Annotated in this window: 18 protein-coding genes and 1 tRNA gene; 12 read left to right on the top strand and 7 right to left on the bottom strand. The window is 70.3% G+C overall.

Annotated elements, in window-relative coordinates:
• Window positions 1-461: 461 nt before the first annotated feature.
• Both rplM and rpsI read left to right on the top strand, forming a co-directional pair.
• Window positions 462-923 (top strand): 50S ribosomal protein L13, encoded by a 462-nt coding sequence (gene rplM, locus ACFE8Y_RS16410; RefSeq protein WP_375465448.1) that lies wholly within the window; start codon window positions 462-464, stop codon window positions 921-923.
• Between the two features lies 1 nt (window position 924).
• Complete coding sequence (rpsI, locus tag ACFE8Y_RS16405; RefSeq protein ID WP_375465447.1) at window positions 925-1,407, top strand: 30S ribosomal protein S9; 483 nt, start codon at window positions 925-927, stop codon at window positions 1,405-1,407.
• A 72-nt stretch (window positions 1,408-1,479) separates the two neighbouring features.
• On the opposite strand, the gene ACFE8Y_RS16400 is transcribed toward rpsI, so the two are convergent.
• The gene (locus ACFE8Y_RS16400; protein ID WP_375465446.1) at window positions 1,480-1,983 is read right to left on the bottom strand and encodes a hypothetical protein; all 504 of its coding nucleotides are present in this window, start codon (window positions 1,981-1,983) and stop codon (window positions 1,480-1,482) included.
• Window positions 1,984-2,181: 198 nt separating this feature from the next.
• On the opposite strand from ACFE8Y_RS16400, the gene argC reads away from it, so the two are divergent.
• The 4 genes from argC to ACFE8Y_RS16380 all read left to right on the top strand — a co-directional run bounded on the left by argC (window position 2,182) and on the right by ACFE8Y_RS16380 (window position 5,359).
• On the top strand, window positions 2,182-3,129 hold the full coding sequence (gene argC / locus ACFE8Y_RS16395; RefSeq protein WP_375465451.1) for an N-acetyl-gamma-glutamyl-phosphate reductase: 948 nt from the start codon (window positions 2,182-2,184) through the stop codon (window positions 3,127-3,129).
• A 107-nt stretch (window positions 3,130-3,236) separates the two neighbouring features.
• Window positions 3,237-4,130, top strand: coding sequence for an acetylglutamate kinase (gene argB / locus ACFE8Y_RS16390; protein WP_375465445.1), 894 nt, complete (start codon window positions 3,237-3,239; stop codon window positions 4,128-4,130).
• Window positions 4,131-4,214: 84 nt separating this feature from the next.
• Entirely contained in the window at window positions 4,215-4,958 is a 744-nt protein-coding gene (locus ACFE8Y_RS16385; protein ID WP_375465450.1) for a pyrimidine 5'-nucleotidase, read from the top strand.
• The gene (locus ACFE8Y_RS16380; protein ID WP_375465444.1) at window positions 4,955-5,359 is read left to right on the top strand and encodes a metallopeptidase family protein; all 405 of its coding nucleotides are present in this window, start codon (window positions 4,955-4,957) and stop codon (window positions 5,357-5,359) included. Before ACFE8Y_RS16385 ends, ACFE8Y_RS16380 begins: the two co-directional genes overlap by 4 nt.
• A 13-nt stretch (window positions 5,360-5,372) precedes the next feature.
• On the opposite strand, the gene ACFE8Y_RS16375 is transcribed toward ACFE8Y_RS16380, so the two are convergent.
• The 3 genes from ACFE8Y_RS16375 to ACFE8Y_RS16365 all read right to left on the bottom strand — a co-directional run bounded on the left by ACFE8Y_RS16375 (window position 5,373) and on the right by ACFE8Y_RS16365 (window position 8,368).
• Window positions 5,373-6,623: a peptide ABC transporter permease gene (locus ACFE8Y_RS16375; protein WP_375465443.1), complete on the bottom strand. Its 1,251-nt coding sequence runs from the start codon at window positions 6,621-6,623 to the stop codon at window positions 5,373-5,375.
• Window positions 6,624-6,769: 146 nt separating this feature from the next.
• Window positions 6,770-7,294: a DUF2937 family protein gene (locus tag ACFE8Y_RS16370; RefSeq protein WP_375465442.1), complete on the bottom strand. Its 525-nt coding sequence runs from the start codon at window positions 7,292-7,294 to the stop codon at window positions 6,770-6,772.
• Window positions 7,295-7,369: 75 nt separating this feature from the next.
• A complete protein-coding gene (locus ACFE8Y_RS16365; protein WP_375465441.1) occupies window positions 7,370-8,368 on the bottom strand; it encodes a WD40 repeat domain-containing protein in 999 nt (332 codons plus the stop codon).
• A gap of 375 nt (window positions 8,369-8,743) precedes the next feature.
• On the opposite strand from ACFE8Y_RS16365, the gene ACFE8Y_RS16360 reads away from it, so the two are divergent.
• Both ACFE8Y_RS16360 and ACFE8Y_RS16355 read left to right on the top strand, forming a co-directional pair.
• On the top strand, window positions 8,744-9,172 hold the full coding sequence (locus ACFE8Y_RS16360; protein ID WP_375465440.1) for a response regulator: 429 nt from the start codon (window positions 8,744-8,746) through the stop codon (window positions 9,170-9,172).
• A 35-nt stretch (window positions 9,173-9,207) separates the two neighbouring features.
• Window positions 9,208-9,579 (top strand): photosystem reaction center subunit H, encoded by a 372-nt coding sequence (locus ACFE8Y_RS16355; RefSeq protein WP_375465439.1) that lies wholly within the window; start codon window positions 9,208-9,210, stop codon window positions 9,577-9,579.
• 101 nt (window positions 9,580-9,680) lie between these two features.
• Here the strand turns inward: ACFE8Y_RS16355 and ACFE8Y_RS16350 are convergent, their stop codons facing one another.
• Complete coding sequence (locus ACFE8Y_RS16350; protein WP_375465438.1) at window positions 9,681-10,037, bottom strand: hypothetical protein; 357 nt, start codon at window positions 10,035-10,037, stop codon at window positions 9,681-9,683.
• A gap of 38 nt (window positions 10,038-10,075) precedes the next feature.
• Window positions 10,076-10,303 (bottom strand): hypothetical protein, encoded by a 228-nt coding sequence (locus ACFE8Y_RS16345; RefSeq protein WP_375465437.1) that lies wholly within the window; start codon window positions 10,301-10,303, stop codon window positions 10,076-10,078.
• Between the two features lie 54 nt (window positions 10,304-10,357).
• On the opposite strand from ACFE8Y_RS16345, the gene ACFE8Y_RS16340 reads away from it, so the two are divergent.
• Window positions 10,358-10,498 (top strand): hypothetical protein, encoded by a 141-nt coding sequence (locus ACFE8Y_RS16340; protein ID WP_375465436.1) that lies wholly within the window; start codon window positions 10,358-10,360, stop codon window positions 10,496-10,498.
• 7 nt (window positions 10,499-10,505) lie between these two features.
• Here the strand turns inward: ACFE8Y_RS16340 and ACFE8Y_RS16335 are convergent, their stop codons facing one another.
• Window positions 10,506-11,921, bottom strand: a complete 1,416-nt coding sequence (locus ACFE8Y_RS16335; RefSeq protein ID WP_375465449.1) for a protein adenylyltransferase SelO — start codon at window positions 11,919-11,921, stop codon at window positions 10,506-10,508.
• 260 nt (window positions 11,922-12,181) lie between these two features.
• On the opposite strand from ACFE8Y_RS16335, the gene ACFE8Y_RS16330 reads away from it, so the two are divergent.
• From ACFE8Y_RS16330 to ACFE8Y_RS16320, 3 genes are all read left to right on the top strand, one after another.
• A tRNA-Met gene (locus ACFE8Y_RS16330) sits at window positions 12,182-12,258 on the top strand.
• A gap of 321 nt (window positions 12,259-12,579) precedes the next feature.
• Window positions 12,580-13,050 (top strand): hypothetical protein, encoded by a 471-nt coding sequence (locus ACFE8Y_RS16325; RefSeq protein ID WP_375465435.1) that lies wholly within the window; start codon window positions 12,580-12,582, stop codon window positions 13,048-13,050.
• Between the two features lie 3 nt (window positions 13,051-13,053).
• The gene (locus ACFE8Y_RS16320) at window positions 13,054-13,218 is read left to right on the top strand and encodes a hypothetical protein (protein WP_375465434.1); all 165 of its coding nucleotides are present in this window, start codon (window positions 13,054-13,056) and stop codon (window positions 13,216-13,218) included.
• The last annotated feature ends 588 nt before the right edge of the window (window positions 13,219-13,806 follow it).

The raw sequence follows: 13,806 nt of genomic DNA, 5'->3' as shown, positions 1-13,806 counted from the left end.
CCAAGCCGGGCCTGCCCGACTTGGGCACCGCCGACTTGGGCACCAAAGATCGGATGTCGGGTAGACCCGAGGTCCGTGGTCGGCAAAGCCCTTTCCCCGCAGGCGGGGCGAGGGGATGCGCGGGAACCCGCGCACCAAGGGTCGAAATGTGTGAATCCAAGAGCGTCTTCGGAGGAGGGACGCGCGGATGATGGGATGCGATGCCCCGGAACTGATCGACCTGAGATCGTATGACGCCGCTGTAGGATTCACGGCCTCACGGTCAGACAGTGCGGATCGAGACGGTTATGGTATCTGAATACCTCATCGCTGAAGTAATTCAAAACTCTCGCGTTTCAGCCGATACGCGCCGTCGGGGCGACTTGACCCGCGTCGCGCCGATGTCTATGCACCGGCCATCGCCGCCGCGTCCCACGACGCGGCGGCTCGTTTTTCCAGGCACGCCACCGAGATTTCGGCCCATGAAGACCTTTTCGCTGAAGCCCGCCGACGTCGAGAAGACGTGGATCGTGATCGACGCGGAGGGCCTCGTCGTCGGCCGCCTCGCCTCGATCGTCGCGATGCGCCTGCGCGGCAAGCACAAGCCCGTCTACACGCCGCACGTCGATTGCGGCGACAACGTCATCGTCATCAACGCCGAGAAGGTGAAGTTCACCGGGCGCAAGTACGTCCAGAAGAACTACTATCACCACACCGGTTATCCCGGCGGCATCAAGGAGCGCTCGGCGAAGTTCATCCTCGAAGGGCGCTTCCCCGAGCGCGTCGTGGAGAAGGCCGTCGAGCGCATGCTGCCGCGCGGGCCCCTGTTCCGCCAGATCATGGGCAACCTTCGGGTCTACAAGGGCACGACGCACCCGCACGAAGCCCAGCAGCCGCGGACGTTCGACGTCGGCGTCCTCAACCGCAAGAACGTGAGCGCTTAAGATGGCGACCCTGCAGTCCCTTGCCGATCTCAACCGGTCGAACGCCGGCGCGGACGACGCCGTCGTCGCCCCCGTCCACGTCCAGAAGCTGGACGCCCAGGGCCGGGCCTACGCCACCGGCAAGCGCAAGGATGCGGTCGCCCGCGTCTGGATCAAGCCCGGCTCCGGCGCGATCATCGTCAACAAGCGTCCGGTCGAGACCTACTTCGCCCGGCCGGTGCTGCGCATGATCCTGCGCCAGCCGCTGTCGGTGGCCAACCGCGTCGACCAGTACGACATCACCGTCACGGTGGCCGGCGGCGGCCTCTCGGGTCAGGCGGGCGCCGTGCGCCACGGCCTCTCGAAGGCGCTGACCTACTACGAGCCGGAACTGCGTGCGCCGCTCAAGCGCGAGGGCTTCCTCACCCGCGACTCCCGCGTCGTCGAGCGCAAGAAGTACGGCCGCAAGAAGGCCCGCCGCAGCTTCCAGTTCTCGAAGCGCTGATCGGTCATCATCGAACAAGAACAGGACGCCGCCGCGAGGCGCCGCCCTGTTCTCTTGTCCGGCGTGGGCCTCTCAGGCGTGAACCGCCTTCTCCAACTCGGCCTTCGACATCTTCGAGCGACCGGCTACGTTCTGCGCCTTGGCCTTCCGCATCAGGTCGGCCTTGGTCTCGCTCGCCCCGCCCTTCCGCGCCGCGGCGGCCGTTTTCGCCACGTCCTTCGGCTGCTTCGAGAACTGCTTGCCCGCGGCGCTGTCGGCCCGCTTCTTGGCGGTGGAGCGATCGTACTGCTCGTCCGACACCGCATCGCGCGCCGTCTTCGGCAGGTAGCGCTCGCCGGTCTTGCCGCTCTCCTGACCAGACTTCGTATCCCACTTCTCGTCGGTCCACTGCTTGAGGTGGTTGTCGGAGGCCTTCCCGCCCTCGTAGCCGCCGCCCTCCTTCTTGTATTCCTGCGTCGCCATCTGCGCCTTGCGGGCCGACCACTGGCCGGGCTTGCCGCCCTTGTCGCCTTCGGTGACCTCGTGCTTGATCTTGTCCCAGAGCTTGGGATTCGTCTTCTTCGCCGTGCCTGACATCTGCGCCGAACCTCCGAAAAACGGGTCGGGCGGATAACCGAACCTCCGCAGCCGTGTTCCGGCGGCATTCCGACCGCCTGTGGACGAACGAGGTTCGGCGCAGCGTGCCCTGCCGTTGACAGGCGCGTCCGCACCCGTCACCTCCCGCGCTGCGACACGATGATCCGGCGGCTCCCGGACGCGACGGTGCAAGGGGCGATGGCGGGCGAGAACCAGAGGCCGACGGTCTTCATCGACGGCGAGGCGGGCACCACCGGCCTCGGCATCCGCGCGCGCCTGGAGCGCGACCGTCGCGTAGCCCTGCGCAGCCTCCCGGCGGAGAGCCGCAAGGACCCGGGCACCAAGCGCGCGCTGCTCGCCGAGGTCGACCTCGTCGTGCTCTGCCTGCCGGACGCCGCCGCGCGCGAGACGGTGGCGCTCGCGGACGAGCTGCCGGGCGGAGGCCCGCGCATCCTCGACGCCAGCACCGCACACCGCGTCAGTCCGGGCTGGACCTACGGCTTCGCCGAGATGACGCGGGGGCAGGGCAGGGCGATCGCGAGCGCGCGCCGGGTGGCCAATCCCGGCTGCTATCCCACCGGGGCGATCGCCCTGCTGCGCCCCCTCGTCGAGGGCGGGCTGATCCCGGCCGACTTCGCGATCAGCATCAACGCGGTCAGCGGCTACAGCGGCGGCGGCAAGGGCATGATCGGGGCCTACGAGGCCGGCACCGGCGCAGCCTTCCTGCTCTACGGCCTCGGCTTCGGGCACAAGCACCTGCCGGAGACGCAGGCCTATTCCGGCCTGACCCGGCGGCCGATCTTCATCCCCTCGGTCGGCGGCTTCCGCCAGGGCATGCTGGTCTCGATCCCCCTCCATCTTGACGCGCTGCCCGGGTGCCCGGAGGCGGCCGACCTCGAAACCGCATTGCTTGCCTGGTACGACGGCCAGCCCCTCGTGCAGGTCGTGCCCGGGGCGGCGGCGGGCGCGCACGCGGAGCAGATCGAGCCGGAGGCGCTCAACGACACCGACCGATTGGAACTGCGCGTCTTCGGCTCGGCCGAGCACCGGCAGGCGGTGCTGGTCGCGCGGCTGGACAACCTCGGCAAGGGCGCCTCGGGCGCCGCCGTGCAGAACATCGGGCTGATGCTCGGCATCGGCTCCTGAGCTTCGCCGAAGGCGTCGCCCGCCGCTTCGCGCTTTGGCCGCGTTCCTGTAAAGCACCGCCCGCGTGGGGCCGCGCATCGCGCGGCCGGCGCAAGCAGAGGACCACGATGACCGAACTGCCGAACGTGCATGTCCGCGCCGAGGTCCTGGCCCAGGCGCTGCCCCACATGCAGCGCTACGACCAGGAGATCGTCGTCATCAAGTACGGCGGCCACGCCATGGGCGACCGCGCCGCCGCGGAGGACTTCGCCGAGGACATCGTGCTCCTGGAGCAGTCCGGCCTGAAGCCGATCGTGGTGCACGGCGGCGGGCCGCAGATCGGGCGGATGCTCGACCGGCTCGGCATCCAGTCGGAGTTCCGCGGCGGCCTTCGCGTCACCGACGAGGCCACCGTCGAGGTCGTCGAGATGGTGCTCGCCGGCTCGATCAACAAGCAGATCGTCGGCTGGATCTCGGCCGAGGGCGGTCGCGCCGTGGGCCTGTGCGGCAAGGACGGCAACATGGTCCGCGCCAAGCGCGCGGCCAAGACCGTGACCGACCCCGAGAGCCACGAGGTGCGGAGCCTCGATCTCGGCCTCGTCGGCGAGCCCGAGCACGTCGAGCGCGGGGTGCTGGATGCGGTGCTCAAGGCCGAGTTGATCCCGGTGCTGGCGCCCGTGGCCTACGGTGCGGACGGGCAGACCTACAACGTCAACGCCGACACCTTCGCCGGCGCCATCGCCGGCGCGCTCCGGGCCAAGCGCCTCCTGCTGCTCACCGACGTGCCCGGCGTCCTCGACAAGGACGGGACGCTGATCCCCGAACTGACGATCGAGGATTGCCGGCGGCTGATCGCCGACGGTACGATCACCGGCGGCATGATCCCGAAGATCGAGACCTGCATCTACGCCATCGATCAGGGCGTCGAGGCCGTCGTCATCCTCGACGGCAAGGTCAATCACGCCGTCCTGCTGGAGCTGTTCACCGATTACGGGGCCGGCACCCTGATCCGCCGAAGCTGATCGTCCACATCACCGTCAGGACCGCCCGGGGGATCAGCCGTCCCGGAGGTGCCACCGAAGCCGGCCAGCGCCGGGAGCCCGGACATCTCGAACAGAACACCCGGCGAGAGCCACCTCACCACCACGCGCGCTCGAGGCTTCGAGACGGTCGACACCTGGGTGTTCGACCTCGACAACACGCTCTACCCGAGCGACGCCCGGGTCTGGCCGCAGGTGGACGAGCGCATCACGCTCTACGTCATGCGCCTCTACGGCCTCGACGGGCTCTCGGCGCGCGCGCTGCAGAAGTACTTCTACCATCGCTACGGCACGACGCTGAAGGCGCTGATGGTCGAGGACGGCGTCGATCCGCACGCGTTCATGGACTTCGCCCACGACATCGACCACTCGACCATCAGCCTCGACGCGGCGCTGGGCGACGCGGTCGCGCGCCTGCCCGGCCGCAAGCTGATCCTCACCAACGGTTCCCGCCGGCACGCCGAGAACGTGGCGGCCAAGCTCGGCATCCTCGACCATTTCGAGGACGTGTTCGACATCGCCGCGGCCGACTTCGTGCCGAAGCCCGAGCGCGCGACCTACGAGCGCTTCCTGGCGCTGCACGGGGTCGACCCGCACCGCACGGCCCTGTTCGAGGACATCGCCCGCAACCTCGTGGTGCCGCACGACCTCGGCATGGCGACGGTGCTGGTGGTCCCCGCCATCATCGACCCCTACCGCGAGGCGTTCGAGCAGGAAGCGGTGCGGGAGGCCCACATCGACCACATCACCGACGATCTGGCCGCCTTCCTGCGCACCTGCGTGCTCCCCGTGGTCGAGGACGCCGCGTGAGCTTGGCCGCGGCGCGAGCACCGAGCCTGTCGGACATCGAGGAGCTTGCTCGGATCGCCTTCGCCGGACTGCCGGCGGCGTTCCGCGCCCTGTGCGCGGACGTCCGCATCGTCGTCGAGGATTTCCCCGACGACGCGACGCTCGCCGAGATGGGGTGCGAGTCCGAGTTCGACCTCCTCGGCCTCTTCCGCGGCGTCGGGCTCGCGCAGGGCGGCGAGACCGTGACCGGCCAGATGCCGAACGCGGTCTGGCTCTACCGGAGGCCGCTGCTGGATGACTGGGCCGAGCACGACGAGACGCTCGGCCACCTCGTCGCCCACGTGCTGATCCACGAGATCGGCCATCATCTCGGCCTGTCGGATGCGGACATGGCAGGTCTCGAGGCCGCGGCGGACGCGTGAAGGTCCCGGCTCGTCAGAGCGGAGGCGGCGGCGAGGATTCCGCCGCCCGCGGCAGGCGCAGGCGGGTCACCTTGGGACGGCGCGTGCGGAACTGCCCGCGCGCGATCGCGACGAACACCAGGATGGTGACGGCCAGGGTGGTCAGCCACCAGATCACCGTCAGACCGACGCCGATGCAGGCGATCGTGAACGCGGTGGCGAACCCGGCCATGGCGCCGGGCACGAGGAGCGGCGCGTCGCGGCCGGCGCGCCGGATCGAGGCGTGGAGGGCGAAGGCCGCCGCCAGCGCGCCGACGATGCCGAGCTCGTACCAGAACTCGAACAGCGCGGTGCTCGGCGCGTTGGGCGGCAGCATCCCGACGAAGCGTCCGCGCAGCGCCGTCTCGAAGCCGTGGCCGGTGATCAGGCGCACCGGCTCCGTCGTGACGATGCGCTGCCAGCTCTTGAGCGCGAGCACGCCGGGCGCGAGCGGCCCGAACAGGGCCGCGCCGACCGGACGGGCGAGGAACGGCAGGAGGGGCGCTACGGCCAGCAGGCCGGCCACGATCCCGGCGGTGAGGCCGACGCCGTAGCGGGGCCGGCTCGTCGCGGCGAAGGCGACGGCGCCGGCGGCGAGCGCCACGACCTGCGTCAGGTTCGGGGAGACGGCGAGCGCCGCAGCGACGACGAGGGCGAGCCCGAGGGCCTCCCGGTCGCGGCGGCGCGAGCGCAGCCACGCCACAGCCGGCCACAGCAGCAGGGCGAGCAGGGTGAGGCCGCGGTCCAGCGCGTCGCCGTCATCGGGCAGCCCGCGCATCAGGCTGCCCCCGAACAGGCCGAGCACGATCGCGACGATCGCCGCCGCCGTCACGCCGAGCGGCAGCAGGTAGAGGTTGGCCGAGCGCATCCGGTCGGGCAGCGCGAGGTAGCCGGCCAGCGTCAGCAGGATCGTCGCGACGAGGTTGGCCAGCCGCTCCGAGGCCGGCCCGAGGAACGGCGTCCAGGCGAGCGACAGGGCCGACCACAGGATCACCAGCATCCCGGCCAGGAAGGCCGGGGCCCGCAGCAGCCGAGCGCTCGTGGGACGCAGCGGTCGCTGGCGGCCATCGATCGCGCTCGCGATGATCAGGAGCGCGACGGCGATCGGGGCGAGGATGACCGTCGCGCGCCGGGCGACCTGCGCGACCACCGGCACGATCACGAACAGCCCGAAGAAGCCGACGCGGCGCAGGAGCGCGGCCGCATCGAGCGCCGGGTCGATCGTCGGGGTGGAGGCGCGTGCCATGATGGACCCTGACGGCGTGATGCGCGCGGGCCGGCACGGGACCCGGCCGCGGGATCATCGCTTCCTCCCTAAGCAAGCGGCGCGCTGGCGGCTGTAGACGCCCGGACACACCCGTGCCGCGAACCTGAGGTAACCGGGACCGGCGCTCAGGCGGCCGTGGCCCCGGTCCGCACCCGCCGTCGCATCAGGCGCCGGCCCAGGTCGGAGACGACGCGCCAGCCGCCCCAGGCCGCCAGGAACCCGAGGAGGCCGGCCACGAAGCCGTCGGCGGTCGTCGGCAGAGCCGGATTGAAGTCCTGGTAGGTCGCCCGCGCGAGCGGCGCGTCGGGATCGCGGATCAGGGCGAAGAGGCGCCCGAGCGGGCTCGTCGCCGAGGCCAGCGCCTGCTGCTGGGCGGAGAGCCGCGCCATCCGCTCGATGTCGCTGCGCGCCGCCTCGCCGCGCCGCGCGACGAGGCCGTCCGGGTTGGTGCGCAGGCGGTCGACGGCCCCGTCGCGGGTGTGGCCGGTGGCCCGCGCATCGGATTCCAGCGTCGCGACCTCGCGCTTGAGTTCGTCCAGGGCGCCGCCGAGGCGCTGGGCGTATTGCTGGGCGAATTCCGGCCCCTGCGCCGCGAGGCCGCCGCCGAGGAGGCCCAGCGCAAGGCCGATGGTGCGAATGACACGGAACACGGGGGCCTCGACGCTCGGACGCGTTGCAGGAGAGCACGGTGCGGCCCGCGGTTCCAGGGCCGCGGCGGCCGCGAGTCACGCCGGCAGCGTCAGCACTCCCGCCGCGCCGTCGGTGCAGCCGAAGGCGAGGCGGCCGCCGCGGGCGTCCCAGGCGAGGGCCGAGACTGCGCTGCCCTTCACCGCCGGACGCACCAGCAGTTCGGAGGCGTCGGTGAAGCGCACGAGCAGGATGCAGCCGTCCTCGTAGCCCATGGCGAGCACCAATGCCTTCGGGTGGAAGGCGACGCGCGAGACCCGCGCCGGCCGCACGCCGCACTCGCGCGGGGCCTTGCCGGTCGGGCCTTCCCGCGAATCGAACGGCCACACGATCGCCGCCTCCGCCCCGCCCGTCGCCAGCCAGTGCCCGTCCGACGACCACGTCATCGAGCGGACCTTGCCCGGGTAGCCCGACATGCGCATGTGGCCGCGGTCGGGCTGGAGGCGCCAGCCGTGCAGCGCGTTCTCCTGCATGGTCGAGACGACGAAGCGGCCGTCGGGCGACCACGTCACGTCGATGTGCGAGCCCTTCCACTCGGCGATCTCGGCCGGCGTCTCGTGGTTCGGGTACCAAAGGCTGACGCCGTTGTAGTGTGCCACCGCGAGCCGGTAGCCCTTCCCCGCGAAGGCGAGGCCGCGGGCGGTGGAGGGCGCGACCAGCGTCCGCTCGCTGCCCTTGGCATCGCGGGCGACGACGTTGCGGCCGGCGGCGTAGGCCACCGCGCCGTCGGGATGGAGGGCCAGCGCATCGATCCAGGCGCCACCCTTCGCGGTCGCGACCTCGGCGAGCGCGCCGTCGGCGCGCATCTCGACGATGCGCCCGTCGTCCCCGCCGGTGACGAGCCGGCCCGCATCGCCCGCGGCGACAAGAATCCCGGCGTCCGGGTGGGCGGCGAGCCGGGCCGGTCGTCCGTCCTCGCTCCGGAGGATGCCGCCATCGCCGAGCGCCAGGACGAGGATGTCCTTCAGGAAGTGGACGGCGACGACGTGGGCGCCGGCCTCGACCGGCGCGACGTGGCTCGTGAGGGAGGTGCTCATGGGAACGGGCTCATCGCGGCGTGATCATGCAAGGTGTTCGGGCACCGGGCAACGCGGGCGCCGAAGCGCGCAACCGGCGGCGACAGGGCCCTCCGGACGGCGCGGGCGCCGATCCGCTCCGGGTGCGTTGAGGATCAGGCCCGTGCCCAAGAGTCGGCGACGGTTCACGAACCCCGGTCCGGCGACGGGTCCGGTAACCTTCCGTTAACCAGTGCGGGCGCCTCGTTCGGGTGCGGGCGGGCAGGGTTAAGGCTTCGCTCACCAAACCTCGGCAATTCGATGCACGCACGGCGAACGCCGGCCCGTGAGATCCCGTTGGTCCTGCGATCCGGCATCGGGAGAGTCCTTCCGCGCCGGGTGAGTTGGAGTTGCGTCATGATGCCCTTCGCCTGCGCCGCCTTCAGCCTACCGGCCTTCCACGACCGCGTTCCCACGACCGTCCTGATCGTCGAGGACGAGCCCATGGTCTGCGAACTCGCCGCCGAAGCCCTCGTCGAGGCGGGCTACCGCGTGCTGACTGCGGCCGATGCCTGGGACGCCGAGGCGATCCTGGCCCGCGAGACCGTCGACCTGCTCTTCACCGATATCGATCTGGCCCGCAACACGAACGGCATCATGCTGGCGCACGCCGCCCGCGCGCAGTGCCCATCGCTTCCGGTGGTCTACACCTCGGGGGGCCGCGCCTGCCTCCCGCAGGGGGAGGCCGTGTCCGCGTCGGTGTTCGTGGCCAAGCCCTACCGGCTGAGCCAGCTCGTCGCGCTCGCCAACGACATCCTGCGCCACGTCCATCCCGACTACGCCTGATCCGCCTTCGAGATCGTTCCAGGAAGCCCGCCGCCATGCGCCTCATCCTCGCCGTTCCCCTCGCCGCCGTCCTGGCCGGTCCCGCTCAGGCCGCCTGCGACGTGAAGGGGGCCAGGATCGAGGAGACGATCGCGCGCAAGAGCGAGCTGCGCGAGAGCGCCAACAAGCAGGCCGTGCGCGACCTGCGCACCCTGCGCGACGCCGCGATCGTGCTCGAGACCTACACCTACATCACCGAGTGCGAGCGGCTGCTCGAGATCGTGAAGACGCTGGCCGCCGACCCCGAGAAGACGATCGGGCAGGGCGACACCGACGAGGACAAGGCCGAGGACCTCGCGGAGGCCCGCAAGCCGAAGTCGCCCGTGGCCGCGCCGTCGGAGCCGCTGGCGTCCGCGAAGCCGAAGTAGGCGCCAAGTCGACGGCACGCCGCGGGACGACCGGGCAAGGCCCGGCCTCGGCGGGTGCGCGGCGCTTCCATCCGCTCGAAACGTCAGCAACGACGGCCGCGTCACCAGCCGAGGCGGGCGATGCGGGCGGCCTGCGCGCGCACCGCCGCCTCGTCGCGGCCGATCGCGGCGAAGCGCTCGGACAGGCCGTAGCAGGCCGGCGAGAAGCGCAGCGTCACGAGCGGGATGCCCTCGCTGCGGGCGCGGTTCACCGACGCGATCAGGCAGGCGATCACCGGCTCCGATTCCGGCGCGCCGAGGCAGTCGGCCCGGGGGCTGCCGAGGAGCGGGCGGTTCGGCAGGGTCAGCACGATCGTCGTGCCCCCCGCCCGGTCGGGGGCCGGCGGCAGGCTGTAGCTGCGCAGGAACAGGGCGCAGAACAGCAGGATCACTCCGGACACGACGAGCGCCGCGCGCATTCCTGGGTCCCTCCGCTTCGCTCCTCGCAACGGCGATCTCAGCCCGGCTCGTCGAAGCGGCTGCGGAAGAACACCTCGCGGCCGGCCCCGTCGATCACGCGCACGGCCTCGGCCAAGCCCCCGACGCTCTGCGGCACGCGAGCGCGGGCGAACAGGCGCAGGGCCCGCTCCTGCGCGCCCGCCAGTCCGGCGCTGCGCATCGAGATGCGGCTCTGCACCTCGCCGGCGTCCGGGCCGAGCACTTCGATGTGAAAGGTCTCGCGCACGGATGCCGGCCCTGCCCTTGGTGAAGGCGCTCATATAGCCGAGGGGAGCCTGCCGTGAACCCGCTCAAGGTCGCCGCCGCGGTCGCGGCCTGCGCCCTGCTGTTCCGGCTCGGATTCCAGATGACGCGGACGGTGATCGACTGCGGCATCACGGCCGGCCGCGCCGAGACGTGCAGGCGCCCGGAGGATCTGTAATCCCGACTCAGGGTGCAGCCGGCGCCGTGCCGTAGGCCTCGGCCATCAGCGCGATCGCGGCGAGCTTGCGTTCGAAGATCGACCAGTCGTCGCTCAGCGCGATCGGTGCCCACAGGGCCTCGACCTCGTCGATCAGCAGGGTGCAGGGCTTTCGTGCTGCGAAGTAGGGATGATCGGGCCGGGCATCGGGTGCTCTCGCCAGGGCCGCCAGGGCGTCGCGCACGGGCGCGAAGTCGGGGCCCGCGTAGAGCGCGCCGATGGGCCCGGCCTCGGCCCGCTTCGCGCTTTCAAGACCGCCGTACCAATCGAAGAACACCTGCTCGAAGGGCGCTCGGCTCTGGGCAAGGAAGCGCCAGAAGGCCGCGACGAACCGGTCGGTCTCCGCTTGTCCGGCCGGTGCGAGGCCGAGGCGCGCGAACAGCGCCTCGGCGAAAGCCTGCTGGAGCGCCGGCCCGAAGCCCGTCAGCGCGGCCTCCAGGTCCGCCTGTGCGGCCAGCGGCAGGAGGCAGTCGGCCAAGCGCGCGAGGTTCCAGTACAGTGCCTCGGGCTGACGGCCGAAGCTGTAGAGGCCGCCGGTGTCGAAGTAGGCCGCGGTGAAGTCGGGATCGTAGTGCGGCAGGAAGCGCCAGGGCCCGTAATCGAAGCTCTCGCCGGTGACGTTGATGTTGTCGGTGTTGAGGACGCCGTGAACGAAGCCGGCCGCCGCCCACTGCGCGCCCATCCGCGCGACCCGGCGCACCACCTCCGCGAGGAACGCCGTCGCCCGGTCGGCGACCGCGTCGCGGCGGAGGCCGGGCATGTGGGTCGCGATCGTGTGGTCGAGGAGCCGCTCGATGTTCTCAGGCTCGTCCAGCGCCAGGAAGCGCTGGAAGCTGCCGATGCGGATGTGGCCGTGGCTCAGGCGCACCAGCACGGCCGAGCGGGTGGGGGAGGGCTCGTCGCCCCGCTCCAAAGCCTCGCCGGTCTCGATCAGGCTGAAGGATTTCGAGGTGTAGACGCCCTGCGCCTCCAGCAGCGCCGTGGCGAGCACCTCGCGCACGCCGCCCTTGAGGGTGAGGCGCCCGTCGCCGGACCGCGACCACGGCGTCGTGCCGCTGCCCTTGGTGCCGAGGTCGAGCAGGCGCCCGTCGCGGAGATCGTGCAGTTGCGCGAACAGGAAGCCGCGCCCGTCGCCGAGTTCCGGGTTGTACGAGCGGAACTGATGGCCGTGGTAGCGCAGGGCCAAGGGCTCGGGAAACGAGCCGGACAGGGGCTCGAACCGGCCGAAATGGCCGATCCACGCCGCATCCGTCAGGGCGCCGAGCCCGACGCGCCCGGCCCAGGGCTGGTTGCGGTAGCGCAGGATCGCGTCCGGGAAGCGGGCCGGCGCGACCACGTCGAAGAAGTCGGGCCCGAGTTCGGCGTGGCGGCAGGAGGTGCGCAGGCCGGCCTCGGAGCCGGAAGGAACGGTCGGGGAAGATCCGGTCGCGGGAGGTTCGGTCAAGACATCAGCTCCGGTCGTCGGGAACACGCGGGCAACCCTGCCACGGATAAGGCCGCGCGTGCCGGTCGGTTTCCCGGGCGCCGGTCCAGAGCCGTTCATCGCCGATTTGGCCGCGCGCGGGACGTTGACACCGCGAACCGCCTTTCCCTATACCGCCGATCTCCGAACGGTCGCCTGTTCCGCAGACGGTCGCGGTGTGGGGCGGGGTAGCTCAGCTGGTTAGAGCAGAGGAATCATAATCCTCGTGTCGGGGGTTCGAGTCCCTCTCCCGCTACCATTTCAGACCCACTGATTCCGCCATATCGTCCTCGGTCTGCGACGATCAATTCTTCCAGACGGCCCCAAACCTCCACATCGAAGCCAGCGCGCGGTCCGTCCGGATGGATCGTGACGCTCTCGATCAGCGTGCGCAGATCGGCGAGCGCGCGTGACCTCGCGGCCCGGCTGCCGTGTCGGCTGCGGGCGTGATCGTCCAGCGTCGCGACCAGATCGTCGGCGCTTCGTCCGAAGCGGGCGACTGTGGCAGGTTCCAGGGCAATGACGGCCGACGTGCCGCTTACCCCGGATCTCATCCTCCAGCGCCTGATGCTCGGCCCTGATGCGCGGCATCTCGGCCTCGGCCTCAGTTTCATCGATCAGCCCGCGGATGAAGGCGCGCTTCACGCGCTCCAGCTCTGCGCCGGTCCGCCCCGTGACCGCGCTGGGTGTCGACCCCATCTTCGCCGCCACCGCTGCCGCCGTCGAGGCGGAGCGCTGCGCCAACGGCGACATCCTGGGGCAGGACGCGCTGGTCGGGACGCCAGAGGGCAAGGCTCACGATGAGGAGCGCAATCGCAGGACTGATCTGTCGGACGACGCGTATCGCGCCATGTTCGACATCATACCGGCTATCCAAGCGGGGCTCATCGCGATGCTCCACTTCACCATCGAGCAGCAGGAAATCTTGGACCGGTGGGAGAGCGGTTCCGACGTGCTCGGCGCCATCCGCACGGCCGTGGCCGCGCACATGGGGGGCGTCCGCGAGACGCCCGGACCCGATCCCGTGTTCGCGGTTCTGGAGCGGTTTTAAGCGATGCGTGCGGAGCACGAGGCTTCACCTGACAAGGACGCCAAGTTCGGCACGCCGGAGAACGAAGCAGTCGAGGAAGCAACCGACGCTCTCGGCGACGCCGAGAATGAGGTTTGGTCCGACCTCGTCAACACGCAACCGACGAGCCTTCCGGCCTGCACGCCATGATCCGGTTCAGGGGCGCGGAGTACGAGCGCTTCGCCAGCGTCCACGAGACCGCCGACGTGTTCGGCACCATCGGCGAGGCCGTGGCCGCCCTGATAGGGGCGGGAAGAACACCGTAATCCCCAACTCATGATCTACGGGGTCAGGGCCCGGCGCGTCATGGGTTTCCCAAACGACACGAACGTGTTCTGCACCGTGTTCGGCCGCGTAGCTCGCTTGGCTCCGGCTGCTGCGGAAGGGGTCGGTGCCCAACACTCGCCCCTTCCCAGGAGAGGAAAGCTGCAAATTTCCGATAGGCGCGCTGCTGAGGTTCCACACTCGGTGAAAGGAATGCCAGCAGGCTGTCGAGGAGTGGCCGACAGGCAGCGGGCGACCCAAGCGCAGGTGCCTCTGCGCACCGAAAAAGATAGTATAACTGACTGATTAGTACAACCTTTGTGTAAATTCGCATGCTGCAGCGACCATTTTCGTGAAAAATCAATAATTTTTCTGGCAAGCATTTATTTGTATCTACATTGATCTCTGTCTTAGCAATGTCATCTAGCGAACTCCGCGACGATAGATTTGACAACGCTACGATTTACAAATAGT

This window comes from uncultured Methylobacterium sp., from assembly GCF_964242245.1.
In the GTDB taxonomy this organism is placed as follows: Bacteria; Pseudomonadota; Alphaproteobacteria; order Rhizobiales; family Beijerinckiaceae; genus Methylobacterium.
This window is presented reverse-complemented; position numbering and strand designations above follow the sequence as displayed.